Annotated in this window: 24 protein-coding genes; 13 read left to right on the plus strand and 11 right to left on the minus strand. The window is 71.7% G+C overall.

What is annotated here, in order from left to right:
• Positions 1-8 precede the first annotated feature (8 nt).
• Genes GA0070607_RS00590 through GA0070607_RS00630 form a run of 9 tightly spaced genes read right to left on the minus strand, consistent with a single transcriptional unit; the run spans position 9 to position 9572 of the window.
• Complete coding sequence (locus GA0070607_RS00590; RefSeq protein WP_089016407.1) at positions 9-1478, minus strand: dihydroorotase; 1470 nt, start codon at positions 1476-1478, stop codon at positions 9-11.
• Positions 1475-2842: an FAD-dependent oxidoreductase gene (locus tag GA0070607_RS00595; protein WP_089016408.1), complete on the minus strand. Its 1368-nt coding sequence runs from the start codon at positions 2840-2842 to the stop codon at positions 1475-1477. Before GA0070607_RS00595 ends, GA0070607_RS00590 begins: the two co-directional genes overlap by 4 nt.
• Complete coding sequence (locus GA0070607_RS00600; protein WP_089016409.1) at positions 2839-3480, minus strand: aspartate/glutamate racemase family protein; 642 nt, start codon at positions 3478-3480, stop codon at positions 2839-2841. Before GA0070607_RS00600 ends, GA0070607_RS00595 begins: the two co-directional genes overlap by 4 nt.
• A gap of 12 nt (positions 3481-3492) precedes the next feature.
• Positions 3493-4827: an MmgE/PrpD family protein gene (locus GA0070607_RS00605; RefSeq protein WP_089016410.1), complete on the minus strand. Its 1335-nt coding sequence runs from the start codon at positions 4825-4827 to the stop codon at positions 3493-3495.
• A 1-nt stretch (position 4828) separates the two neighbouring features.
• Positions 4829-5530: an ABC transporter ATP-binding protein gene (locus tag GA0070607_RS00610; protein WP_089016411.1), complete on the minus strand. Its 702-nt coding sequence runs from the start codon at positions 5528-5530 to the stop codon at positions 4829-4831.
• Positions 5517-6248, minus strand: a complete 732-nt coding sequence (locus GA0070607_RS00615; protein WP_089021560.1) for an ABC transporter ATP-binding protein — start codon at positions 6246-6248, stop codon at positions 5517-5519. Before GA0070607_RS00615 ends, GA0070607_RS00610 begins: the two co-directional genes overlap by 14 nt.
• Complete coding sequence (locus GA0070607_RS00620; RefSeq protein WP_089016412.1) at positions 6245-7294, minus strand: branched-chain amino acid ABC transporter permease; 1050 nt, start codon at positions 7292-7294, stop codon at positions 6245-6247. The genes GA0070607_RS00615 and GA0070607_RS00620 overlap by 4 nt, the downstream gene beginning before the upstream one ends.
• The gene (locus GA0070607_RS00625; protein WP_089021561.1) at positions 7291-8274 is read right to left on the minus strand and encodes a branched-chain amino acid ABC transporter permease; all 984 of its coding nucleotides are present in this window, start codon (positions 8272-8274) and stop codon (positions 7291-7293) included. The genes GA0070607_RS00620 and GA0070607_RS00625 overlap by 4 nt, the downstream gene beginning before the upstream one ends.
• A 50-nt stretch (positions 8275-8324) precedes the next feature.
• Positions 8325-9572: an ABC transporter substrate-binding protein gene (locus GA0070607_RS00630; protein WP_089016413.1), complete on the minus strand. Its 1248-nt coding sequence runs from the start codon at positions 9570-9572 to the stop codon at positions 8325-8327.
• A 203-nt stretch (positions 9573-9775) separates the two neighbouring features.
• Here GA0070607_RS00630 and GA0070607_RS00635 point away from each other — a divergent pair, with 203 nt between their 5' ends.
• Genes GA0070607_RS00635 through GA0070607_RS00685 form a run of 11 tightly spaced genes read left to right on the plus strand, consistent with a single transcriptional unit; the run spans position 9776 to position 19578 of the window.
• Positions 9776-10552, plus strand: coding sequence for an IclR family transcriptional regulator (locus tag GA0070607_RS00635; RefSeq protein WP_089016414.1), 777 nt, complete (start codon positions 9776-9778; stop codon positions 10550-10552).
• Complete coding sequence (locus tag GA0070607_RS00640; protein ID WP_089016415.1) at positions 10549-11391, plus strand: HpcH/HpaI aldolase/citrate lyase family protein; 843 nt, start codon at positions 10549-10551, stop codon at positions 11389-11391. Before GA0070607_RS00635 ends, GA0070607_RS00640 begins: the two co-directional genes overlap by 4 nt.
• Entirely contained in the window at positions 11388-12233 is an 846-nt protein-coding gene (locus GA0070607_RS00645) for a cyclase family protein (protein WP_231930708.1), read from the plus strand. The genes GA0070607_RS00640 and GA0070607_RS00645 overlap by 4 nt, the downstream gene beginning before the upstream one ends.
• Positions 12230-13627: an MmgE/PrpD family protein gene (locus GA0070607_RS00650; protein ID WP_089016416.1), complete on the plus strand. Its 1398-nt coding sequence runs from the start codon at positions 12230-12232 to the stop codon at positions 13625-13627. The genes GA0070607_RS00645 and GA0070607_RS00650 overlap by 4 nt, the downstream gene beginning before the upstream one ends.
• Positions 13624-14943, plus strand: a complete 1320-nt coding sequence (locus GA0070607_RS00655; protein ID WP_089016417.1) for an MmgE/PrpD family protein — start codon at positions 13624-13626, stop codon at positions 14941-14943. Before GA0070607_RS00650 ends, GA0070607_RS00655 begins: the two co-directional genes overlap by 4 nt.
• On the plus strand, positions 14940-15818 hold the full coding sequence (locus GA0070607_RS00660; protein ID WP_089016418.1) for a DUF3891 family protein: 879 nt from the start codon (positions 14940-14942) through the stop codon (positions 15816-15818). The genes GA0070607_RS00655 and GA0070607_RS00660 overlap by 4 nt, the downstream gene beginning before the upstream one ends.
• A complete protein-coding gene (locus GA0070607_RS00665; protein WP_157743044.1) occupies positions 15818-16339 on the plus strand; it encodes a hypothetical protein in 522 nt (173 codons plus the stop codon). Before GA0070607_RS00660 ends, GA0070607_RS00665 begins: the two co-directional genes overlap by 1 nt.
• Positions 16336-16689, plus strand: a complete 354-nt coding sequence (locus GA0070607_RS00670; RefSeq protein WP_089016420.1) for an EthD domain-containing protein — start codon at positions 16336-16338, stop codon at positions 16687-16689. Before GA0070607_RS00665 ends, GA0070607_RS00670 begins: the two co-directional genes overlap by 4 nt.
• Positions 16686-17288: a hypothetical protein gene (locus GA0070607_RS00675; RefSeq protein ID WP_089016421.1), complete on the plus strand. Its 603-nt coding sequence runs from the start codon at positions 16686-16688 to the stop codon at positions 17286-17288. The genes GA0070607_RS00670 and GA0070607_RS00675 overlap by 4 nt, the downstream gene beginning before the upstream one ends.
• Positions 17285-18214, plus strand: a complete 930-nt coding sequence (locus GA0070607_RS00680; RefSeq protein ID WP_089016422.1) for an LLM class flavin-dependent oxidoreductase — start codon at positions 17285-17287, stop codon at positions 18212-18214. Before GA0070607_RS00675 ends, GA0070607_RS00680 begins: the two co-directional genes overlap by 4 nt.
• Complete coding sequence (locus tag GA0070607_RS00685) at positions 18214-19578, plus strand: MmgE/PrpD family protein (protein WP_089016423.1); 1365 nt, start codon at positions 18214-18216, stop codon at positions 19576-19578. Before GA0070607_RS00680 ends, GA0070607_RS00685 begins: the two co-directional genes overlap by 1 nt.
• Positions 19579-20068: 490 nt before the next feature.
• On the opposite strand, the gene GA0070607_RS00695 is transcribed toward GA0070607_RS00685, so the two are convergent.
• Both GA0070607_RS00695 and GA0070607_RS00700 read right to left on the minus strand, forming a co-directional pair.
• Positions 20069-20791, minus strand: a complete 723-nt coding sequence (locus tag GA0070607_RS00695; protein WP_089016424.1) for an SDR family NAD(P)-dependent oxidoreductase — start codon at positions 20789-20791, stop codon at positions 20069-20071.
• A 381-nt stretch (positions 20792-21172) separates the two neighbouring features.
• Positions 21173-21394 (minus strand): hypothetical protein, encoded by a 222-nt coding sequence (locus GA0070607_RS00700; RefSeq protein ID WP_089016425.1) that lies wholly within the window; start codon positions 21392-21394, stop codon positions 21173-21175.
• 629 nt (positions 21395-22023) lie between these two features.
• Between GA0070607_RS00700 and GA0070607_RS00705 the strand changes: the two genes are divergently transcribed.
• Together GA0070607_RS00705 and GA0070607_RS00710 are read left to right on the plus strand one after the other, a co-directional pair.
• Entirely contained in the window at positions 22024-22404 is a 381-nt protein-coding gene (locus GA0070607_RS00705) for a VOC family protein (protein ID WP_089016426.1), read from the plus strand.
• A 278-nt stretch (positions 22405-22682) separates the two neighbouring features.
• The gene (locus tag GA0070607_RS00710; protein WP_089016427.1) at positions 22683-23132 is read left to right on the plus strand and encodes a hypothetical protein; all 450 of its coding nucleotides are present in this window, start codon (positions 22683-22685) and stop codon (positions 23130-23132) included.
• Positions 23133-23192: the final 60 nt, after the last annotated feature.

Here is a 23192-nt window from a genome sequence, read left to right on the forward strand (position 1 = left end):
GGACATGCTCACCCCTGGTACGGACGGTGCACGTAGCGGCCGCTCGGGGTGCCGACGATGTTGCCGGCGTCGAGCACGCGCTGCCCCCGAACCCAGGTGTCGGTGACGCGGGCACCGAGTTCGAAGCCCTCGAACGGCGTGTACTCCTGGGTCGACTCGGAGTCGGCAGCGTGCACGGTCCAGGTGGTGTTCTCCACGAGGCACAGGTCGGCGTCGAAGCCCACCCCGATCGTGCCCTTGCCGGGCAGGCCGTAGCGGCGGGCCGGGTTCCAGGCGACCAACTGCGCGATCCGCTGGTGCGACAGGCCGCGCTTGCGCCCTTCCGAGACCAGGCCGGGCAGCAGGTATTCGGCGCCGCCGAAGCCCGACTTCGCGGCGAAGATGTCGTCGCGCGGGTCGCCGAACTTCGTTTCGTCCTTGCAGCACGCGTGGTCACTGACCACCCAGTCGACGCTGCCGTCGAGCACGTACTCCCAGAGCGCCTGCACGTCCTCCTGCGGGCGCAGCGGCGGGTTCACCTTGCCGCCAAGGCCGTGCGCGCTGTCCACACTGGCCAGCAGGTGCCCGAGGGTGACCTCGCGGCGGAAGTCGACATGCGGGAACGTCCTCGCCATCAACATCGCCGCCCGCAGGGCCTTGCGCGAGGAGAGGTGCAGCAGGTTGATGTTGGGCAGCCCGGTCTCGTCGGCCAGGAACGCCGCAATCGTCACCGCGAGCCCTTCCGAATGCGGCGGCCGTGACGCGCTGTAGGCGGCCAGGCCCTGCAATGATGCGTCCTGCTCGACCAGCTTCGTGTAGGCGGTCATGATCTCGGCGGTCTCGCAGTGCAGCGACAGCGACACGTGCGGCGCCGCCTCGGTCAGCTTCTCCCGGGCCGCCTGCACGCCGCGCATCACGAACTCGAAGTGAGCGAGGTCGTAGCGTTCGTTCGGCGGGATCATCAGGAACGAACTCTGGTCGCTGGACCGCCCGTGCAGCCCGTGGCTGCCGTAGAACATGAAGATCTTGAAGGAGGTGACGCCGAAGTTCTCGATGATCGACGGGATCTCGTCGATGTGCTCCTTCATCATCGGCGCGAGGTGGAATCCGTAGTCGATGAACGAGCGCCCTTCCGAGGCTGCCAGCACCTGGGGGAAGAACTCGGCGTACGAGCCACCCCGGTTGAGGTAGTACTGCCCCGTGCGCATGTAGGTCAGTCCGGTCGTCACGCCGCCCTGGGCGCTGGCGCGGCTCTCGGTGGCGGTGTCCTCGGCCAGCGAGTTGTAGATGCCCCAGTGCTGGTGGGCGTCGACCGCACCCGGGTACGCGAGGCGGCCGCGCCCGTCCACGACGGTCTGTGCCTCGTCGGCCGGGATGTCGGCCTCCACCCGCACCACCTTGCCGCCGGCGATGCCGATGTCGAGCCGGTCGCCGTCGGGCGAGCCGGCATCAGGCCGGACCACGGTTACGTTCTTGATCAGGGTTTCCAGCAGTTTCATGCGTTTTCTCCCGTGGTTCGAGCGACGTGGTTCGCCGCGAGGTAGGCGAGGCCGAGGGCGGGCAGGAGGCCGTTGCCGGCCAGGTAGCCGGCCGCGCCCTGGCCGGAGATGCCGGCCGCCGCACCGCCCGAGGCGTAGAGCCCGGGGATCGGCACGCCGCCCGGGCGCAGCACCCGGGCATGCTCGTCGACCACCAGGCCGCCCTGGGTGTGAAAGAGTGCTGGCACCACCCGGGCGGCGAGGTACGGCGGCTCCAGTGGTGCTTCGAAGAAGGTGCGGCCGAACCGGTCGGCACGCTCGCCGCGAGCCACCGCGGCCGTCTCGGCGAGCTCCACGGCCACGGCCTCGGCCGGCAGCCCGGTGACCGACGACAGGGCGGCCTCGTCGGCCGCGTCCAGCAGCGCGCCCGACTCCACGCTCTGCCGGAAGTCGGTGAACGCGAGGCAGGCGTCGTGGATCCGGCGGTCCAGTACCAGCCAACCGAACGCGTCCGGGCGGGCCGCGAGCGCGGCGGCGTACTCGGAATAGCCGGTCGTCTCGTCACCGAACCGCCGTCCGGTGGTGTCCAGGAGGAAACCGCCGTGCATCACGGTCGCCCAGCCGACCAGCGTCGCGGAGCGGGCCGAAAGGGCCGCATGCCCCTGGTACGCGTCGAGGAAGGCGCTCTGCGCGCCGAGCTCGGTGCCGATCCGCAGCGCGTCGCCGCGGGACATCTCACTGCCGTGGTAGACCGCCCTGGCGATCTCCGGCAGGTGCTCGCCGACGAGGGACCGGTCGGCGCCGTAGCCGTTGGTGGCCAGCAGCACCGCCCGGGTCGGGATTTCCTCGCGTGTGCCGTCCGGTCGCTCGACCACGGCGGCCAGAACCGCGCCGGCGTCGACGACCACGTCGACGAGTCGGGCCGGGACCAGCATGTCGATGCCGGCCCTGCCCAGCCGCTGGACCAGGTGGTCGAGCAGCACGCTGCCGTGCCGGCCCTCCACGGTGTGGCAGCGATCGACCGAGTGGCCCGGGTAGTGGAAGTCGGTCACCAGCGACAGCTCCAGCCCGACGCTGTCAGCCAGCCACTCGACCAGCTCGGCGCTCACCGCGCCGAGCGCACGGGCGAGCCTCTGGTCGCCCTGCCCCTTGGTCTTGCGCGCGACGTCCGCCGCGAACAGCTCGGCCGAGTCGTCGACGCCGGCGGCCCGCTGCCACCGCGAGCCGGCGCCCGGGATCATCGCGGTCGACATCGAGGTGTTGTTGCCTCGGCGGAAGTGCTCGCTGGCCTCGACCACCAACACGTCGAGGCCGAGCTGGACGGCGCGCAGGGCGGCGACCAGGCCTCCACCGGCGCCGGCGACTACGAGGTCGGGTCCGGTCACGCGCCCACCTCCCCGGCTCCGATGAGCCGTAGCGCCAGGGCCGTCGGGTCCACGACACGAGCTGGCAGGCTGACGCCGGCCGACAGGTCGACGGCCGAGCAGCCGTTGATCACCGAACGCGCGCCGCCCGCGGCAAGCGTGCCGACGGCGACGCCGAGTGTGCTGGCCCAGCGGGAGGTGTCGGCGATCGCGTGCACGTCAAGGTCGAGCACCTCGACGCCGAGGAGGTCGTCCGACCAGCCGTAAACCCCGGCCCGGGCCGTGATCTCGTCGGCGATCGCCTTGTTGCGGGCCACCGCCGCGCACCCGCGCCCGCTCAGCACAGCCCATCCGAGGCTGAGACGGAGCAGTCCGAAGACCGGCACCGGCAGGATGCCGGCGAGGTCCGCCACACCGGGGTCAAGCACGCAGTCCGGCAGCAGCGCGTCGAATCCGGCCGGCGCGCCGCGCAGCGCCGCGGTGACCAGCGCCTCGCTCTGCCGCACCTGCGCGTCGGTGTCCAGCGCACGCGGTGCGTCCGCTCCGATGTCGTGCAGTACGACGTCGACGCCCGGCGGCGAGAGCGCGGCATAGCGCGCCTGCCGGCGGGCCAGTTCCTCGGCGTCGACATGGATCGGGGTCACCGCGTAGATCCGCACGGTCTCTCTCTCCTAGATTTCGGCTAGCCGGCGCAGGTCGGGCCCGACGTCGGTGGTGCCAGCCAGGCCGGCGGCGACCTCGTGCACGGCTCGGACAGCGTCGGGGTCGAGCAGGCGTCCGAGCAGCGCGAGCACGTCGCCCTCGGTCATCGGGTGGTAGGCCGCGTCGCCGACCGGGTTGGGCACCTCAATCACCTTGGGTGGCCCGCCGAGGGTGCGGACGGTGACGCGGGCCGCACGCTCGTCGGGCAGTCGGGCGTCGAGGTCCGGAGCCACCCGCAGCACCACCTTGGCGGCCAGTGCGCGTACGCGCGGGTCGTCGCGCTGGTCGTCGGCGGAGACGGCGGGGTCGACGGTGCCGTGCACCAGCGCGGCGGCCACCACGAACGGCGTCGAGAACAGGGCGGCCAACCGGCTGTCCCAGCTCGTCCGGCCGAGCCCGCCGGCCAGCGAGTGGGTCTCGACCAGGACCCCCTCGATGGCGTCCAGCGTCAGCCCGTCGGCCCGCATCAGCAGGGCCGCGTCGGCCGCCGGGTGGGTGAACGAGCAGGACGCGTGCCGCTTGAAATAGCCGAGCTGTACGTCCCACCGGGTGCCGAGCCCGTCGGTGAGCGGCGCGGGCTCGAACCGGCCGAGCACGTCGCCGAGCGACAACGAGGGCGTACCGGTGTTGCGGGCGACGCCGGCCGCGGCCATCCGCGCCGCCGCCAACCCGGACACGTTGGCGGCTCCCAGCCAGGCGTCGCGGACTGGGTTGCCGTCCAGCGCGCTGGCGAAGTGCCCGGCCACCGGCAGGCCGGCGCCCGCGTCGATCGCTGCGGCGACGCCCTCACCGGGCAGGCCGAGCAACCGCGCACAGCCGGCCGCCGCGCCCGCGACGCCCCAGCTGCCGTGTGGATGCGCGCCGGTCCGAAGGGTGGTGGCCCGGCCGAAACGCGCTGCCACCTCGTAGGCCGCCAGCAGCGCCGACATCGTCTCTGGACCGGAGGCGCCGAGGTCGGCGGCGAGCGCCAGCACCGCGGGCAGCGCGTGCGCCGCCGGATGCCCCTTCGCGTACTTGTGGCCCTCGTCGAGCTCGAGCCGCGCCATCGCGTTCGCGTTCAGCCAGGCTGCCGCCTCGACGGTCGTGGTCGCACCGGCCCCGACCAGCGGCGCGGGACCGGGCCCGGGACGCCATGCGGCGACCAGGGCCCGCTGCTCGGCCTGCCGAGCGCCGACCACGGTCACGCCGAGCGAGTCGAGCAGCACCAGCCCGAGCCGGTCGCGGACGGTGTCCGGGACGTCGGACCAGCGGAGCCCGGCGGCCCAGGTGCCGAGCCGGGCCACCGCTTCCACAGTGGACGTCATGTTAGAGCCCCAGGTAGGCGGCTCGGACCCGATCGTCGCGGGCGAGCTGCGGTCCCGGGCCTTCGAGGACCAGGCTGCCGCTCTCCAGCACGTACGCCCGGTCGGCCAGGTTGAGCGCGTGCGCGGCGTTCTGCTCGACCAGCAGCACCGAGACGCCCCGGTCGCGGATCGCCTTGATCGCGTCGAGCACGGTCCAGGTCAGCTTCGGCGACAGGCCGGTAGACGGCTCGTCGAGCAGCAACAGCCGTGGACCGGCCATCAACGCCCTGCCGATCGCGAGCATCTGCTGCTGCCCGCCACTGAGCGTCTCGGCGGCCTGGGCGCGCCGCTCGGCGAGGATCGGGAACAGGCCGAAGACCTCGCCCAACGGCTCATCGAGCGGCTTGCGGCCACGGGTCCAGCCGCCCATCCGCAGGTTCTCCTCGACGCTGAGCGGCCCGAACAGCGCCCGCCCCTCCGGCACGTGCAGCAGGCCACGGGCGACCAGCTCGCTCGGGCGTACGCCGTCGGCCCGTCCGCCGTTGAAGGTGATCGTGCCCGCGGTCGGTTTGACCAGCCCGGAAATGGTCTTCAGCGTGGTGGTCTTGCCGGCACCGTTGGCGCCGACGATCGCCACGATCTCGCCCTCCTCGACCCGCAGGTCGAGCTCGTGCAGGATCTGCAGGCCGTGGTAGCCGGCGCTGACCCCCTCAAGCGTGAGCATGCGGGTCCTCCCCGAGGTAGGCCTCGATGACCCGCGGATCACGGGTCACCTCCTGCGGTGGGCCCGAGGTGAGCACCCGGCCCAGATCGAGCACGAGCACCGAGTCCGACAGCCTCATGACCGCAGCCATGATGTGTTCGACGAAGACGAGCGTCACGCCGTCTTCGGTGCGCAGCCGCTCCAGCAGCTCCATCACCGGCGCCCGCTCCGCGGGCACGAGGCCGGCCAGCACCTCGTCGAGCAACAGCACACGGGGTTTGCTGGCCAACGCCCGGGCCAGCTCCAGTCGCTTGAGGGCCGCGGTGGGCAGGCCCTCGGTCGCCGAGTCGCGCCACCGGCCGAGGCCGACCCGATCGATCAGCTCGGCGGCGGCGGTCCGGGCCGTACGCTTGGCGGCGCCGCCGGCCAGCACCGCGATCGTGACGTTCTCCAGCACGGTCATCGAATAGAACGGCCGCATCAGCTGGAACGTCCGGGTCATGCCCGCGGAGGTCACCTGGTGCGGCGCGTGCCCGGTGATCTCCTTGCCGCCCAGGTACACCCGGCCGGTGTCCGGCCGCAACGCACCCGCGATGAGGTTGAAAACCGTTGTCTTGCCGGCGCCGTTGGCCCCGATGACGCCGAGGATACTGCCCTCGGCGACCTCGAAGCTCACCTCGTCGACCGCCCGCAGGCCCTTGAACGACTTGGAGATTCCGTCGACCCGAAGCAGTGTCATCGCCGGGACCACCTTTGGCGGATCGTTCCGTAGATGCCTTTCGGCAGGAGCAGCACGATGATGATCAACAGGGTGCCGTAGACGATCACGTCCAGGCCGCTGCGCCCCTGCAGGAACTCCAGCGCGGGTGGCGGGTTGCGCAGCACCGTCGCCGTCACGTCGTTGAGCGGGCCCATCACCACGGCGCCGATTACCGGACCCCAGATGGTCGCCACCCCGCCGATCACGGCCGGCAGGATCGCCTGGATCGACACGCTCGACCCGAACGCCAGGTCCGGATCAATGAACAGGAAGTACTGCACGTAGAAGGCGCCGGCGACAGAGGTGATCGCTGCGGATAGCGCCATCGTCAACAGCTTGTAGCGCATCACCGGGATGCCGACCGCTGCCGCCGCGTCCTCGTCGTCGCGGGCGGCCTTGGTGAACTGTCCGGCGCGCGAGCGGACGAACTGCACGCTGATCACCAGTGCGGCGACGGTGAGCCCGAGCGCGATCCAGAAGTAGTTCGGCGACGCTGGCTCGAACTGGATCCACCACCACGAGCTGTCGGGACGCAGCGGCACGTGGTAGCCGACCGCGCGGTTGACGAAGTCGCTGTTTGTCGCCCAGAGCCGGAGCATCTCGGCGAACGCGAAGGTGGCCAGCGCGAAGTAGGCGCCGCGCAGCTTGTACCGCAGCGCGAGAAAGCCGATCAGCGCGGCGAACGCCGCGGCCATCATCATGCCGGCGAGCATCCCGATCCACGGCGACACCCGATACTCGACCAAAAGCCAGGCGCTGGTGTACGCGCCGATTCCGAAGTAGGCCGCGTGCCCGAAGCTGAACATGCCGCCGAAGCCACTCATCATGTTCCAGCCGATGCTCATCAGGGCGAAGATGAGCACCCGCACCGCGACCGATGCCTGCGCCGACGGCAGGATCAGCGGCAGCGGCACCAGCAGCACGGCGAGTACCGCGATGGCGACCAGGTGCTTTGTCCACGGCAGGCGGGGCAGCGGCCTGCCGGCCGCTGTCTCCGGTGCCGGCGTGTCGGTGGTGGTCGTCATGCCGACCTCCCGAAGAGTCCCTGCGGGCGCAGGAAGAGCACGAGCACGAAGACGATGAACACCGACAGCAGGGGCGACTGTCCCGGCAGGTAGATGCCGCCGAGCTGCTCGGCCAACCCGATGACCAGACCGCCGACCAGCGCGCCGACGACGTTGCCCATGCCGCCCAGCACCACCACCACGAAGGCCACGATGTTGAACAGCGAACCGGTGGTGGGCTCGATGGTGACCAGTGGGGCGACGAGTGTGCCAGCGGCGCCGGCGCAGGCGGTGCCGAGGGCGAAGGTCACCGCGTAGATGACCCGGGTGTCGATGCCGACCAGTTGCGCGCCGGTGTCGTTGGCCGCCACCGCGCGGATCGCGGTGCCCAGCCGGGTGCGCTGCAGCAGTAGGTAGAGCACCCCGGCCAGGATCAGCGCGCCGACGAAGGCGAGGATCCGGGACAGGTTGGCCACCGCTTCGAAGATCGGCACGCCGCGGTCGCCGGGCAGGGCCACCGAGCGGGGGTTCCCGCCGAAGAACAGCAGCAGCGCGTTCTCGATGATCAGCGAGATGCCCAGCGTGATCAGCAGTTGGTTCTCCAGCGGCTTGCCCATCGCGCCGGCCAGGACGCCTCGCTGCACCAGGATGCCGAGTATGAACATCGCCGGCACGCTGACGGCGAGCGCGAGGTAGGGATGCAGCCCGGCCTGGGTCAGCCCGAACGTGAGGAACAAGGCCAGCGCCAGGAAGCTGCCGTGCGCGAAGTTGACGATGTCGAGGACGCCGAAGATCAGCGTGAGGCCCATCGCGATCAGGCCGTAGACGCCGCCGATCAGGACACCGGTGGCCACCGCCTGCACGACGACCACCCCGCTGCCGGAGCGGGCGTACGCGAGCACGACCGCGAGCACGACCAGCGCGGCGATCACCGCGATCCGCAGCCACGGCACGGTACGGGCGGTGGGCACGCGTACCTCGTCGGGATCCAGGGTTGCCACGCCGCCGCCGCTGCCGGCGGGGGCGGCGTGACCCTGGTCGGCTGGCGAGGTCACTGGCTCTTGAAGGCGGGGTAGAGGGGCTTCGCCTCCGCCTTGTCGGCCGGGAACACCTGCTTGACCACGCCACCCTGGACCTGCATCAGAATGGGCGTGGCGTTCTCGTTCTCTCCGGTCGGGCCGAACTTGATCGGGCCGTTGCCGGCGATCAGGGTCGGCACCGAGCCGCTGGCGATCGCGTCGCGCACCTTGGCCGGTTCGGCGCTGCCGGCCCGCTCCAGCGCGTCGGCGATAACCTTGACCGAGTCGTAGGCGAGCACCGCGCCGGTGCGAATCTGGTCGTTGTAACGCTCCTGGTAGAGCTTGGCCAGCGCCTGCGTGTCGGCGTTGGTCATGTCGGGGTGGTAGTTGGCGTCGAAGAAGCCCTCGGCCGCGGCGCCCGCCTCCTTCGGGAACTGCGGGAGGTCGAACGCACCGTTGGCGACGCCGTAGACCGCCTTCAGGGCCGGCGGCTTGACGGTGGCGACGGCCTTGGCCGCCAGCACGCCGTCGCGGTAGTAGCCGGTCACCATCAGCACGTCGGCGCCACTGGCCTTGACCTGGGTGACCTGGGTGGTCAGGTCGGAGACGTTGGCGGCGTCGTAGGCGAGCGCCGGGCCGACCTTGATGCCGGCCTTCTCCGCCTCGGCCTTGAAGGCATCACGTACGGCGCTGCCGAACGGGCCCTGCTCGTGCAGCACCGCCACGGTCTTGACCGGCTGGTTGGCCGCCTTGGCCACCTGGTCGAGGAACTGCGCACCGGCGGTGCCGAGCACGGTGGAGCTGGGCTGCACCCGGAACGTGTACTTGTAGCCCTGGGTGAGAATCGAGTCCGCGCTGGACACATCGATCACCAGCGGCACCTTGTTGCGTTCGGCCACCGTGGACACGTTCGCGGTGACCGCGCTCTGGTAGGTGCCGACCAGGCCGACCACACCGTCCTGAATGAGGCGCTGCGCCTCGCTCTGGCCGACCTCCGGCTTGCCCTGGGTGTCGGCGCTCACCAGTTCCAGCTTCTTGCCGCCCTGCGACTTGATGCCACCGGCGTTGTTGATGGCCTCGACGGCCAGCTTGGCTCCGTTGTCCATCTGCTGGCCGTCAGCCGCGGCCGCGCCGCTCAGCGGGTGCAGAGAACCGATCTTTATGGTGCCACCGGACTGGGCACCGCCGCCGTTGGTCGTGCCGGCGGGCCCGGACCCGCCACACGCGGCGAGGGCCAGCGGCAGGGTCAAGGCGAGGCTCAGGGTCCAGGTCTTCCTCATGTCAGCTCCTGGGGTGACCGTGTTCCGCCACACGGAACATCGCATGGGGCATGATGCTGGCACTGCCTGTTCGCCTGGGTCAAGGGTTCGTCGCAGAATCTTCGCCAACCCTGGATAGCGCCATATTGGGGACTTGACCCTCGGGCCAGTCGGTGCTGGAATCGTGTTCCGCTGGCGGAAACACCGCACTGGGAGATGAAGACGTGGCAGAAAGTCAGGGCACCGAGGCGGCGAGCCGCGTGGCCGACGTCCTTCTCCTGTTCACCGACGGGCCGGACTTCCTCGGGGTCACCGCGATAGCGCGCAGCCTCGACCTGTCCAAGGCCGTGGTGCACCGGATCCTGCAGACGCTGGTCGAGCGTCGGCTGCTGGTCAGCGACCCGGCGAGCCGCGGCTACCAGCTCGGCCCGGCGGCCGCCGCACTCGGCGCCCGCGCGCTGCGCGAATCTCAGCTGCGCACGGTCGCGATGCCGGTCCTGCGCGAGCTGCAACTGACCACCGGCGAGACGACGACCGTGTCAGCGCGGGTGCATAGCGGCCGGGTCTACCTCGACCAGGTCGAGTCCACACGGGAAATCAAGATGACGGTCGAGGTGGGTCGCCGTTTCCCCCTGCACGCCGGCAGCTCCAGCACCTGCATCCTGGCCTTCCTGCCCGACACCGAGCGGGAGTGCGTGCTCGCCGCCGAACTGCCGTCGCTGACCAGCCGCACAGTGACCGACCACGACCTGCTCCGCTCGCGGCTCACCGCGATCCGCGAGAGCGGGGTCGCCAACTCCGACGGCGAACGGCAGGAGGGCGCGGGCTCGGTCGCCTCGCCCGTCTTCGGCATCGACGGCACGGTCGTCGGTGCCATCTCGGTCTGCGGCCCTGCGCACCGGGTCGACGCGGCCGCCCGGGAACGCTTCGGTCCGCTCGTGTGGGAGGCCGCCGACCGCATCTCGCGGGCGCTGGGCTGGTCCGGCGGGCTCCCCAAGTGACCCCGCGATCCTGGCTCTACGTGCCCGGCCACCGCGCCGACCGGGTCGCGAAGGCCCTCGCCGCCGGTGCCGACGCGGTGGTCGTCGACCTCGAGGACGCCGTGCCGCCGGACCAGAAGACGACCGCCCGGGAAACCGCCCTGCGGCTGGCCTCCCAGGGCCTCCAGGAGCGACCGCTGTGGGTACGCGTGAACGACCCGACCGGCCCATGGGGCGAGGACGACATCGACGCGCTGGCCGGGTTGGAGCTGACCGGCTTGCGGGTGCCCCGGTGCGAAGACCCGGCTGTGATCCGCGAAGTCGCCACCCGGGCCGGGCTGCCGCTGCAACTGCTCCTGGAAAGCGCCGCCGGGCTGGCCCGGGCGGCCGAGTTGGCCACCGCGCATCCCCTGGTCGCCGGGCTGGGGCTGGGCGAGGCCGACCTGTCGGCCGACCTACGGGTGACCGGTGACGACGGGCTGGCCTGGGCGCGCGGCTGGGTGGTGGTCGCGGCCCGCGCCGCTGGGCTCCCCTCGCCCGTGCAGAGCGTCTACACCGACGTCGCCGACCTCGACGGCCTGCGCGCCAGCACCGAGCGGGCCAGGGCCAACGGCTTCGTCGGCCGGTCGGTGGTGCACCCCCGACAGATCCCGGTCGTGCACGAGGTCTTCACGCCGACCGCCGCCGAGGTGGCGTCCGCGCGGGCCGTCGTTTCCGCCGCGGCGCGCGCGCAGGAGGCCGGCGAGGTGGCCGTGCTCGACGCCGACGGCCGGTTCGTCGATCCCGCGGTGGTGCGCCGGGCCCGACTCGTTCACGACCTGACCGAACCGTCCGAACCGCCATCAGGAGGAACGAGTTGACCACCGAGCCGCAGGCCCGCCCGGCGCGCACTAACGACGCCCTACTCACCGCGGTGACCGCGGGGGTACGGCTCGTCGAGCTCGGGCACCCGCATTTCACGGGCATGCCGTGCTCGCCGAACCATCCCGGTTTCCGAATGAGCCTGATCCGCCGCCACGGCGACATGGTCCGCCCGGACGGCGGCTCGGCAGCCAACGAGATGATCGTGACCGGGGGGCACGTGGGGACCCACGTCGACGCGCTCTCCCACGTCAGCCACGACGGCAGGCTGCACGGCGGCGTGGACGCCGCGGCGGCGCAGACCGGCGGCCGGTTCAGCGCGCTCGGCGCCGAGCACACGCCCGCGCTGCTCACCCGGGGTGTGCTGCTCGACGTGGCCGCCGTACACGGGGTGGACGTGCTACCCGCCGGCTACGGCGTGACCGCGACCGACCTGGCCGCCGCCGCCGAGCGGGCCGGTGTCGAGCCGGGGCCTGGCGACGTCGCGCTGGTGCGCACCGGCTGGGCGCGGCACTTCGAGGACGCGACGACCTATCTCGGGCAGACCGCTGGCGTGCCGGGCGCCACCATCGACGCCGCCGAGTGGCTGGCCGAGCGTCGGGTGGTTGCCACCGGCTCGGACACCACGGCGTACGAGCAGATCCGTCCGGGCAGCGGCCACAGCATTCTGCCCGTGCACCGGGTGTTGCTGGTCGATGCCGGCGTCTACATCATCGAGCACCTCAACCTGGAGCACGCGGCCGCCGAAGGGCTGACGGCGTTCGTCTTCGCGATGGCGCCGTTGCGCATCGTCGGCGGCACCGGCTCGCCGATCCGGCCGTTCGCGGCGGTGGCGGCATGAGCACGCCGACCATCGTGCACCGGCTCGCGGCGGTGGCCGACGACGTACGGCGCGGTGGGCTTCCCGGCGACCTGCGGCAGGACGTGGCCCGCAGGGTCCTCGACCTGATCGGCAACAGCCTCGCCGCCACCGGGCTGCCGCCCGCACGGGCGGTCACCGCGTACGTCCGGGCGGCCGGCGGCACGCCGGAGGCCGTCGCGATCGGCACCGGGCTGCGCGTCCCGGCCGCGAACGCGGCGCTGGTCAACGGCACGCTGGCGCACTCGCTCGACTTCGACGACACCCACCTGCCGTCGGTTCTGCACCCCTCCTCGCCGGTGGTGCCGGCGGCGTTGGCGGTGGCCGAGGCGCGCGGCGCGTCCGGTGCCGCGCTGCTCGACGCGGCCGGAATGGGCATCGAGGTCGCCGTCCGGCTCGGCATGGGCGGCTACGACCGCGCGCTCGGAAATTCCGAGTTCTTTGAGCGCGGGCAACACGCCACGTCGATCTGCGGCGCGGTCGGGGCAGCCGTGGCGGCCGCGATGGTCGGTGGCGCCGACGCCGAAGGCATCGCCCACGCGGCCGGGATCGCCGCGAGCATGGGTGCCGGACTGCTGGAGGCCAACCGGACCGGCGGCACCGTGAAGCGGGTGCACTGCGGCTGGGCGGCCCACTCCGGCGTGGTCGCCGCCGAGTTAGCCCGGCACGGGCTCACCGGCCCGCCGACAGTGGTCGAGGGGCGGTTCGGCTTCCTGCACGCGTTCTGCGGCGAGCGGGCCGACGTCGACGCGGTGGTGGACCGGCTCGGCACGCACTGGGAGCTGCCGGGAATCTTCTTCAAGCCGTACCCGTGCAACCACTTCACGCACGCCGGCATCGACGCGGCGCTGGCCCTGCGCGCGCGCGGCATCGAACCGGCCGCGATCGAGTCGATCGAGTTGGGCGTACCGTCGCCGGTGCTGCGCACGATCGCCCAACCGCCGGAGGACAAGGCGCGGCCGCAATCCGGCTACCACGCGGCGTTCAGCGGCCCCTACACGGTGGCGGCGGCGCTGCTCGGCGGCGGCGGCCTGGGCCTGGGTCACGAGGACTTCACGGACGCTGCGGCGGCGGACGAGACGCGGTTGGCGCTGGCGGCGAAGGTGCGCTGCGTGGCGGACGCCCGCTGCGACGAGATCTTCCCGAACCAGTTCCCGGCTGTACTGCGGGTGGCGATGCACGACGGCACCCGGCACGAGGTGCGGGTCGACGTCAACCGCGGTGGGCCGGACAACCCGCTCAGCTCGGCCGAGCTGGCCGCCAAGTTCACGCTCAACGCCGCACGGGTGCCCGACCGCGAGGACATCGCCGCGGCCGTGCTGGACCTGGCCGCCGCGCCCGACGTGGCCGCTCTGATGGTCCGGGTGCGGGGATGATCGAGCGGCTCGCCGCGACTGCCGCCAGCACCGAGTGGGCGTCAGCACCCGCCGGCGTCCAGGACCGGGTGGTCGACCTGGTCGCGGACACGATCGCGGTCGCCGCGCTGGGCAGCGGGCGGGCCGAGCTGCGCGCGTTGGCCGCCGGGTCCGGCGGCTCGGGTGAGTCGACAGTGGTGGGCTCGCCGCGCGGTTGGCCCGCCGCGGAGGCTCAGTTCCTCAATGGCAGCGCGATCGCGGCGGATCAGCTCCAGGACGGCCATCGACCGGCCCGTGGCCATCCGGCATCGCACGTGGTCCCGGCCGTGCTGGCGCTCGCCGAGGACCGGGACCTGCCGGGTGTCGAACTGCTGTCGGCGGTGCTGGCCGGTTACGAGGTCGGTGTGCGGGTCGGTCGGGCGATGGGGGGCACGCCGGATGGCGTGCACGACATCGGCACCTGGGGCCAGGTCGGGGCGGCCGCCGGGGTGGCTCGGCTGCTGGCGCCGGGCGATGCGGCCGCCATGCGCCGCGCCGTCGAGCTGGCCGGTTCGGCCGTGCTGCTCAGCGACGCGGCGACCATCTTCGCCGGGCGTGCCGGCGGGCACGCGTTCCTGGGCGCGTCGGTGCAGCTGGGCGCGAGCCTTGGCGCGGCCGCCGTGGCCGGTCTGGAACCGCTGCCCGGCGCGCTGGATCGGCATTTCGCAGCGGTCGCCGCCCGTGACTGGTCGGGTGTCGGGCACGACCATGGCCACGAGGTGCTCCATGGCTACACCAAGGCGCACCCCACCTGCGCCCACCTGCACGGCGTGAACGACGCGGTGGCGGACATCGCCTCCGTGACCGGCCCGTTGTCGGATGTGGAACGCGTCGAGGTGCGCACGTTCGCGCACGCGGCCCGGTTCGACGCGGTCGCCGACAGCGAGCTGGCCGCCCGGTTCAGCGTGCCCACCTCGGTCGCGGTCGCGCTGCTCACCGGCACGCTCGACGAGACCACGCTGACCGCGGAGACGGTCTGCTCGGCGACGGTCCGCGACCTGGCCGCGCGGGTCGAGGTGCGGCACGACCCTGAGCTGGACGCCGGCTATCCGGCCGGCCGTCCCGCCCGGGTGCGGGTCATCCGCGCCGACGGCCGCGTGCTGACCGGAGCGGCGGATCTGCCGCGCGGCGACGGCCCCCGGGCCTTCGACCGGGACGCGTTGCGCACCAAGGCCCGGCGGCTGCTCGACCACCGCTTTCCCGGGCATGCCGACGCGGTGCTCGCCCTGATCGACGGGCTGGCCGCCGGCGGCACCGCCCGCTCGCTCGGTGCCGCGCTACGGGCGGCGGCCGCGTGATCGTCACCCGACGCGACGGCGCGCTGCACCTGGTCGAGCAGGTCGAACACGGCCGGGTCGCGGGCGAGCTGGCGGCCGTGTGGGGCAATGACCGGTTCGAGACGCCGACGCCGGGTTCGCCGGTGCGCACCGCGGCCGCGCGGCACGACGAGGGCTGGCGGGCCTGGGACGCCCGGGTGCTCTTCCACGAGCTGGAACGCCGGCCGCTGCACTTCTTGGAGATTGACGCCACCGAACACGTGCGGCTCTACCGCCAGGGCATCGAGCGGGTGGCGCTCGGCGACGTGTACGCCGGCGTCCTGGTCGGCATGCACTGGACCGGCCTCTACCGGGGCCGGTGGTCGGCTCCGGACGCCCGGGGCCGACTGAACCTCGGCCCCGAGGGCCGGGCGGCGCAGGACGCGGCGGTCGACGCCGAGGAGCGGCGGTGGGTGACGGCGAAGCGACTGGCCTGGGCGGCGGCCGAGCCCCGGGCCGCGTTCGAGACCAGGCTCTGGCACAACTACGAGCTGCTTCAGCTCTGGGACCTGCTCTCGCTCTACCTGTGCGTGATGCCGCCACAGCCGGGGGCCGAGCCCCGAGCGGCGCGGCCCTGGGGTCCGCAGCTGGCCGCCCTGGAGCATTCGGCCGAGGACGTGCTGCTGCCGCCCGTGCGCACGCACCCGTTCGGCTCGGTCGAGCGGATCACCGTGGGTGTCCGCAGACCGGGCGTGCTCTGGCTCGACCCGTACCCGTTCACCCGGCCCGGCGTCACCGTCGACGTGCTCAGCGCGGTCGTGCCGGACCGGACCTACCGCCATGCGGAACTCGCCGCACGGGTCGGACGGACGCCGGCGACCGTCAGGACCTGGCACCTCGCGCCGTGGACCCGCTGATGGACCTCGCCACGGCCCGCGCCGCCGCGCACGCCTTCGTGCTCGGCGAGGCCGGCTTCGCCCAGGTGACCACCATCGACTCCGACGGCTTTCCGGTGAGCCGCACGATGACCGCGTTCCTCGAACCGGACTGGTCGGTCAGCCTGGTGCAGCGGGCCGGGCACCGGCGGCTCGAGCAGTGGCGACGCGACCCGCACACGCTGGTCACCTGGGTCGGCTCCCCCGCGCCCGGCGCCACCAACGAGCGACCGCATGTCTTCGACATCGGCCTGGTTCCGCCCCGGATGGTGGCCATCCGCGGGACGGCGTCGGTCATGCCGGCGGAGTGGACCATCGCGGTGTACCGGCGGGAGGTGGCTCGGCAGCGGGCGTCCGGCTTCACCAAGGCTCCCGTGCGCTCCGCCGACGAGGTGTCCGCCGAGTTGGCCGGGGTGCGGATCGAGCCGGTGCGAGTGCGACTTGAAGGGTTCGGCGTGGGCGCCGAATCCCATCTGTGGACCATCAGAAAGGCAACCACATGATCAAGACGATTCTTGGGTACGAGATCGAGGAGGGCGTCAGCCCCGAGGAGTACGAGCGCTGGCTCTTCGATGTGCACGCGCCGGACCTCCTGGCCAACCCCTACCTCGACCGGATCGTCTTCAACAAGGTGCTGCGCCCGGTGCGGCAGGCCTCCGGCGGCACAGCCTCCGTGCCGGACGGCTACACGTTCTACCGGATCGCCGAGATGCACTACGCCGACGAGGAGGCGTACGCGAACTACCTGCGCTGGTTCGAGGAGCACCCGCTGCCGGCCGAACGCGGCCCGGCCGGCCGCACGAAGTTCAAGTTCTACCTGGTCACCGAGAGCACCGAGGTGAACCGGGAATGAGTGTTGCCGCACTGCTCGCCGGGTTCGCCGCGCTCTCACCACCGGAGGGATCCCTGGCCGCGTGGGCGGCCCGGGTCGGCACACCGGACGGCGAGTTCCCGCTCATCGGCGCCGGCACCCGGGCGGAGACCTACGTCGCTCTGCAGTGGAATGGCGAACGGTGTGCCTCGCTCGGTCCGGCGGTCGGGCCGACCCTCGTCGGTCTCGCGGTCGGCGCGGCCCGGCGCCGGTCGGCGGCCCAGCTGTCGGCGGCCGTCGACGCCGGGCTCGCCGCCGCCGCCGAGGTGTCGACGCCCACTGTGCCGGTGAGTACCGGTGTGCTGGCCGCCACCGTGTGCGCGGCGCGACTGGCCGAGGTGCCGGAGAAGGAACTGCCGGCGCTGCTGGACCTCGCGGCGAGCCTGATGGTGATCGGGCCGCCCGGTGTCGCGCCCGGGCACGACCCGGCCGCCGCCTGGCTCGCGATGCGGGCCTGGGATGCCGGCATCACAGGCATGCCTGGCGGGCTGGCCCACACCCTGTCCGTGGTGGCCGCCGGGCTTCCCGAGCGCGCTGCGGCTGACCTGGATGTCGTCGATCTCGTGGAGGCGTTGCCATGATCGTGCTCAACGTGGCGCGGCCGGCCGGCGAGGCGGACCCGGTCGAGCTGGCCGGCGCCGCGCTCGCGGCAGGGCTCGACGGTGTCGCCCTGGCCGACAGCCCACGGCTGTTTCCCGACTGCCTGGTGGAGACCGAACGGGTGCTCAGCGCCACCCCGGCCCGGCTCGCCGGGCCGTGCGTGCTGAGCCTCGGGCTGCGGCACCCGGCCACGGTGGCCGGCGCCGTACGCACCCTGGAGGCGCACCATCCCGGCCGGGTGCTCACCGTGGTGGGGCGGGGCGAGAGTTCGGTACGCAACGAAGGGCTGGCGCCACCGTCTCTGCGTGCGTATGAAGCGGCACTCGACGTGCTGCGCGAACTGGTGCCGGCGTCGGCGCTGCTGCTCGGCGCCGCGTCCGGGCCGCGCACCATCGCGGCCACCACCGCCCGGCTCGGCGGCGTACTGATCGACGCGGGCGCGGACCCCACGATCGTCGGCAAGGCGGTGGCGTTGGCCCGATCGGCGCGGGCGGACGTGCCGGTCTGGATGTTCGTCCGCGCGGTCGTGACCGACGACGAAACCGACGCCGACGCTGCCGCCGCGACCGTGCTCGGGTCGTGCGCGGCCCGGCTGGTGCGGGCGCCGGACTGGTTCGACGTGCCGGCCACGCTGCGCTCCGGGGTCGCCGCCGTGGCCGAGGCGCACGACTACCGGCGGCACGGCACGGCCGATGCCCGCGGCGCCGGCGACGTGCCCGCCGAAGCCGACCGGTTCGTCCGTGAACGCTTCGTGGTGACCGGCGACCGGCGCGCGGTCGCGGAACGGTTCGCCGCGTTCAGCGCTGCCGGCGTCGACGGCGTGGTGTTGGCCGGCGCTGTCGGTGGCGTCCTGGACCGGCTCGACGAGCTGAGCCGCGCGGTCCGCGACGGCCTGACGAAGGGCTGATGATGCAAGGAATAGACACCGCGCGGATCGCTGCCTTCGCACACGACACCAGCCTCTGGGACCCGCCCGAGAAGGTCCTCACCTTCACCCGCGCGCTGCTGCTCGACACCCTGGGCGCGCTGTTGGGTGGCCTGCGGTATCCGGCCGTGCGGGCGCTGGCCGAGTCACTACGCCCGTCGGCCACCACCGACCTTCCGTTCGGCCGGCTGCTCACCCTCGGTACGGCTGCGACCTGGCTGGACGCCGATTCCGGCGGGTCCTTCCATCCGCAGGGGCACCGGCTACCGCCGGTACCGACGGCGCACCCGGCGCCGCACTCGCTGCCCGTGCTGCTGCACGCCGCGGCCGCCGGGGTCGACGACCGACGGCTCGTCGAGGTGTTCCTGATCGCCAACGAGATCGGCATGCGTTTCGGCGTCGGCACCACCCTGCGGCCCGGGCTGCACCCCCACGGCATCCACGGCCCGATCGCCGCAGCGGTTGCCACCGCTCTGCTGGATGACCTTCCCCCTGCAACCATCGCCACCGCCATCGAGCTGGCCGGCTCGGTGCCGATGGCCGCGACCCTCGCCGTCCCGATGCGCGGCGGTACCGTCCGGAACCTGTGGACCGGCCTGGGCGCCTACTACGGCGCCTCCGCCGCCCGCCGCGCGGCCGACGGCGCCACCGGGTCGGGGGCCCTGCTCCGCGAACTGCTCGACGGCCTGGTCTGCACGGATCTGTCCGCCGCGGAGCTGACCACGGGTCTGGGCACCCGCTGGCGGCTGACCGACAGCTATCTCAAGCCGTACGCCTGCGCACGCTGGGTGCACCCCGCGCTGGACGCGTTCCGCGCCGCCGTCACGGGTGTGGCCGACCCGGTGCGCGAGCGCGGGGGCCTGGCCGCGATCGAGGTCGACACCTTCGCCTTCGCCGCATCGCTGTCCACAGTCGACGTCTCCTCGGATCTGCAGGCGCGGTTCTCGGTGCCGGTCAGCCTGGCCACCCTGGCCCTCGACGGCGAACTGGCCGCAGCGGGTTTCCTGCCCGACCGCCTGGCCCGCCCCGAGGTTGGCGCGCTGGCCGCTCTGGTCCGGCTGCGCGAGGAGCCGGTGTTCACCGCCGCCCTCCCGCACGAGCGGCCGACGATGGTCACCGTCCACTGGCGGGACGGCTCCACGGCGTCGGCCACCGTGCGCAACGCCCGCGGCAACCCGGACGACCCGCTGACCACCGACGAGGTGGCCGCCAAGTTCCGTCGCAACGTCGAGGACGTACTCAACGCGACGACCGCCGACGCGGTGGTGGCCGGGCTCCTCGACGGTGCTGGCGGCAACACCATGGCGCGCGCGGCTGCCGAGGTGATCGGCCGGTTCTGCCCCTAGGTGTTCTGCCCAGAGAGGTTGGGGACGCCGATCCCTTGATCGCACAACTCGACCGAGGTTGCCGAGCGGCCGACTTCACACCCTCGTACCCCAGCAAGTGGATTCGATTCTGCCTGAGGCCCATCATCAACAGGCCCAACTGGTCCGGCAACGACTCGACCAAGCAACCCGCGACCTTCGCGCCCTCGTCCGGACGGACGTGCTCGAACAGCACGGCGAGGCCCGCGGCAGGTTCTACCTCGCCTCACCGACGCTCCGCGACCTCGCTGCCCCCGCGCTGCACCCGAAGGAAATCATCGACCCATACCGGCGGTGCGGCGCAGGACCGAACCGCAAGTCCTGCCTGTCGGCGGGCCGCCAGTCGACGCCACCAGGCACCACCGGCGGCAGATTCGCGCACCTGCTCTTGGTTTCGACGCCGTCGGTCTCAGCGCTGGGACCTGCGCCGAGGATCCTCGCTTTGGCCCAGGCTGCTTGGCGCGGCGGGCGCTCAGGAGTGTGGAGTCCGTACCTGCTCGAAGTGGAACTCACGGATGAAGCAATCTCGTGGTTGACCAACCGCGAAGACCACGCAGTCGATGACCGACTGCGCAGTGAGGTCGCTATCCGCCTGCCGCGGCCCGTTCTGAACGAAGTCCGGTGGGAAAAGGGAAATCAGCCGGATTCCTTCTGGCCGCAGCCGGTGCGACAGGATCTCAGCGAGCCCGGCGTGGGCATGCTTGGCCGCGTAGAACGCGGGATGCGCGCCCGAACGGCGGTGCCCCACCTCGCCGCATGTCGAGATCATGTTGACAACGTCGGGCCGCGACGATGCACGCAGCAGCGGCAACAGATGCTTGGTCAGCAGCACGGTGCCGGTCCCGCCCGCAGCCATCACGCTCTCGATCGTGTCGTCCGAGACGTCTGCCAGATCGTCACCGTCGATGTATGAGGCACCATTGTTGATCAGCACATCGAGGTAGCTCGTCCGGTCGGCGTCGGCCACGGCCGCAGCGAACCCACGCACCGAATCCGGTACGGCGAGGTCGCAGTGAAACGCATCAGCCCTACCTGCCCCCTGCCGGTTGATCGCATCCGCAACCCGCCGGGCCGCTACCACGTCGCGGGCCGAGAGGAAGATCTGTGCGCCGCGTTCGGCGAACGCCTCTGCCAGAAGTCGACCCGTGCCACGTGCCGCGCCGGTGATGGCGACGCGCAAACCATCAAGATCCATGGCCGACAGTGAAGCACCTGAACTCTGGTTGAGGTCAACAGGAGCCTGCAAGATCGGACATCCGCTCCTCGGATCCAGATCCGGATGCCGGCAGAAGCCCACTGCGGCTAGGGTCCGTGACGCGCCCCGACTGCGGCTGGCCCGCCGGGTCGAACTCGCGTCGAAGGAATACGCGCTCCTGCCAGTCAACCCACTGGGTACGGGCCCGCCGCCACACAACCCCGAAGCTGAGAAAGAGTTGCTCGGGCACTAAGAGCCGCTATCGCGCCACCAGCAGGAACAGTGCTGGCCGCCTGCTCACAGGGCGTCTCGGGCTGCCACTGTTGCTCCGCTGGTTGACGACGTTTCACGGTGTGTTGTGCCCCCTGCGTGCCCCGCGTGCTACCACTTCCGACGCCATTCGAGGCGACCCCGATGCGCCACCGCCGGGCCGTCCCCGCGCTGGACGTACAGCACCTCGTTCTCGATCCACCAAACGTCGCCAGCGCAAAGGAAAGTCGGAGCTTCCAGAGACAGGGCAAGCAGACAGCCGTCCGAACTGCCGGGCAGCCCCTCCAGGTCGTCCACCAGTTCCACCCGGGCTGCGGTGACGGGCTCGGTCATCACGCCATCATCTTGCCGGGGCCCGTCACAGACTCCGGCGTACAGGTCGACTCGTCTGTCGCGCTGCTGGTCACAGTAGGCATTCACCCTGCCCACCCCTACCGGCCGCCGGGGATGCTCCATCGGCTACCAAACTGATCCGTGTCGGCGGGCCTCGAGTAGCTGATCAAGGATGGTCGCGGTGGTGATCAGTGAGAGGTGGGTTGATGTTCCGGACCAGCCTGGCTCAAGGCTCGCGCTGCCTCCTTGCTGCTTCGCTACCTGGGTTACGGTCGGCACCCACGGTCGGCGCGTCGCCGCACACTGCCTTGCAAAGGCGGCTCCACACAGTTGATGCTTGCTGATCAATGCAGACGACTGCTGTTGTCGTCCGGGACTTTGCTGTCCCGTACCAACGGTTGACGGCTGTTGTCGCGCGTCTCGCTGACTTCCTGCTGACTGACGACCGTCAGTCCCGCCGGTCCTCACCTCGGGCCGGCGAGCGGTGCTCGGCTCAGCCCGACGGGCACCCTCGTCCAGCCCCGCTCGCCTCGCCCAGTACGATCGCGAGCTTGTTCTCACTGCGGGGAGCCCATGAGATCCGCGTGCGGCCACCCCGGCAGTTCCCATGCTGAGAGTAGGTTTCGTCAATGGCATGCCGTATCGGTGAGCTCGTGCTCAAGTGCCGCGACCCCGAGGCGCTGGCGCGGTTCTGGTGCGAGGTCCTGGATTTCGTAGAGCTCGATCGCGAAGCGGAGGTCTACATCGAGATAGGCCCGCGCGAAGGGTTCGGCGGCCCGCAGCCGACGATCTTCCTCATCCGCAACGACGAGCCGAAGAACGGGCATGCCCGGCTGCACATCGACGTCAACCCCACCGACCGCGATCAGGACGCCGAGCTCGAGCGCCTCCTGGCCGCCGGGGCCAAACTCGTCGACATCGGTCAGCCTGCGGATGCGTCCTGGTACGTCCTCGCCGATCCAGAAGGCAACGAGTTCTGCCTGCTCAAGCGCCGCCTCGACCCACTCTGACGGCCCCGCCCAAGCGATCGACGCAGCCGCCACCCCGCAGCCGCTGACAAGATCTGGCGACCCCCATCAATAGCTGGGGGCCGGGTGGACACTCGACCCGCCCCGTGTCGCATGCGTGTTGGCGAGGCATTGACCCAGCCAGCGGAACCTTGCCACCCCGTCGCCGTCGACCCGCCCTTGTGGGAGCGGGCCGCCGTCGGGGCTGCCACGTCAAGACCGTCTTGACACACTGAAGTGGAGCCCGGGCCATCCTGGAGCGACGACCACGGAGCCCGACCATGAAGCTGCCGCCCGGAGCCACCGGGTTCACCCCGCAGTCCGGCGCTCAAGCGGACCTCAGGGCCTTCACCGCCGTCTGTCACCACGCCGCCCACGCCATCGACGCCACCGTCACCGGCGTCACTCCCGCCGGCGTCACGCCGAACTTCCACACGGTTGATATCGCCGACGCCCAGCACCACATCTCGGTGCTGCGGCACACCACCCTGCCGTTCATCGCCTTCGCCCGCCCCCACGCCAACGGCGACGTCATGCTGACCTTCGTCGACCACCCCGGCCTCGCCGTTGCCCTCACCAACCTGACCGACGCCCAGGCCCTCACCGCCGAGCAGCTACAGACCTCCCTGTCACAGGTCGACCTAAGCGCCTTCAGCCAGCACGAACACAACCAGATCACCTACTGGAGACCGACCACAATCGGCGAGCTGCTGTTCAACTTCTGGGACTGAACACCAGTAGCCTGAGACAACGAACGGCAAGATCGTCTAGCCGGACGTGTCACGGATCAA

Source organism: Micromonospora coriariae (assembly GCF_900091455.1).
In the GTDB taxonomy this organism is placed as follows: Bacteria; Actinomycetota; Actinomycetes; order Mycobacteriales; family Micromonosporaceae; genus Micromonospora; species Micromonospora coriariae.

Bases quoted from the DNA above. Each gene is read 5' to 3' on its own strand.
- GA0070607_RS00665 (WP_157743044.1), top strand. From the start codon at position 15,818: ATGGACCTCGCCACGGCCCGCGCCGCCGCGCACGCCTTCGTGCTCGGC.
- GA0070607_RS00705 (WP_089016426.1), top strand. From the start codon at position 22,024: ATGGCATGCCGTATCGGTGAGCTCGTGCTCAAGTGCCGCGACCCCGAG.
- GA0070607_RS00655 (WP_089016417.1), top strand. From the start codon at position 13,624: ATGATCGAGCGGCTCGCCGCGACTGCCGCCAGCACCGAGTGGGCGTCA.
- GA0070607_RS00710 (WP_089016427.1), top strand. From the start codon at position 22,683: ATGAAGCTGCCGCCCGGAGCCACCGGGTTCACCCCGCAGTCCGGCGCT.
- GA0070607_RS00675 (WP_089016421.1), top strand. From the start codon at position 16,686: ATGAGTGTTGCCGCACTGCTCGCCGGGTTCGCCGCGCTCTCACCACCG.
- GA0070607_RS00605 (WP_089016410.1), bottom strand. From the start codon at position 4,827: ATGACGTCCACTGTGGAAGCGGTGGCCCGGCTCGGCACCTGGGCCGCC.
- GA0070607_RS00670 (WP_089016420.1), top strand. From the start codon at position 16,336: ATGATCAAGACGATTCTTGGGTACGAGATCGAGGAGGGCGTCAGCCCC.
- GA0070607_RS00615 (WP_089021560.1), bottom strand. From the start codon at position 6,248: ATGACACTGCTTCGGGTCGACGGAATCTCCAAGTCGTTCAAGGGCCTG.
- GA0070607_RS00680 (WP_089016422.1), top strand. From the start codon at position 17,285: ATGATCGTGCTCAACGTGGCGCGGCCGGCCGGCGAGGCGGACCCGGTC.
- GA0070607_RS00630 (WP_089016413.1), bottom strand. From the start codon at position 9,572: ATGAGGAAGACCTGGACCCTGAGCCTCGCCTTGACCCTGCCGCTGGCC.
- GA0070607_RS00610 (WP_089016411.1), bottom strand. From the start codon at position 5,530: ATGCTCACGCTTGAGGGGGTCAGCGCCGGCTACCACGGCCTGCAGATC.
- GA0070607_RS00700 (WP_089016425.1), bottom strand. From the start codon at position 21,394: ATGACCGAGCCCGTCACCGCAGCCCGGGTGGAACTGGTGGACGACCTG.
- GA0070607_RS00695 (WP_089016424.1), bottom strand. From the start codon at position 20,791: ATGGATCTTGATGGTTTGCGCGTCGCCATCACCGGCGCGGCACGTGGC.
- GA0070607_RS00620 (WP_089016412.1), bottom strand. From the start codon at position 7,294: ATGACGACCACCACCGACACGCCGGCACCGGAGACAGCGGCCGGCAGG.
- GA0070607_RS00650 (WP_089016416.1), top strand. From the start codon at position 12,230: ATGAGCACGCCGACCATCGTGCACCGGCTCGCGGCGGTGGCCGACGAC.
- GA0070607_RS00590 (WP_089016407.1), bottom strand. From the start codon at position 1,478: ATGAAACTGCTGGAAACCCTGATCAAGAACGTAACCGTGGTCCGGCCT.
- GA0070607_RS00685 (WP_089016423.1), top strand. From the start codon at position 18,214: ATGATGCAAGGAATAGACACCGCGCGGATCGCTGCCTTCGCACACGAC.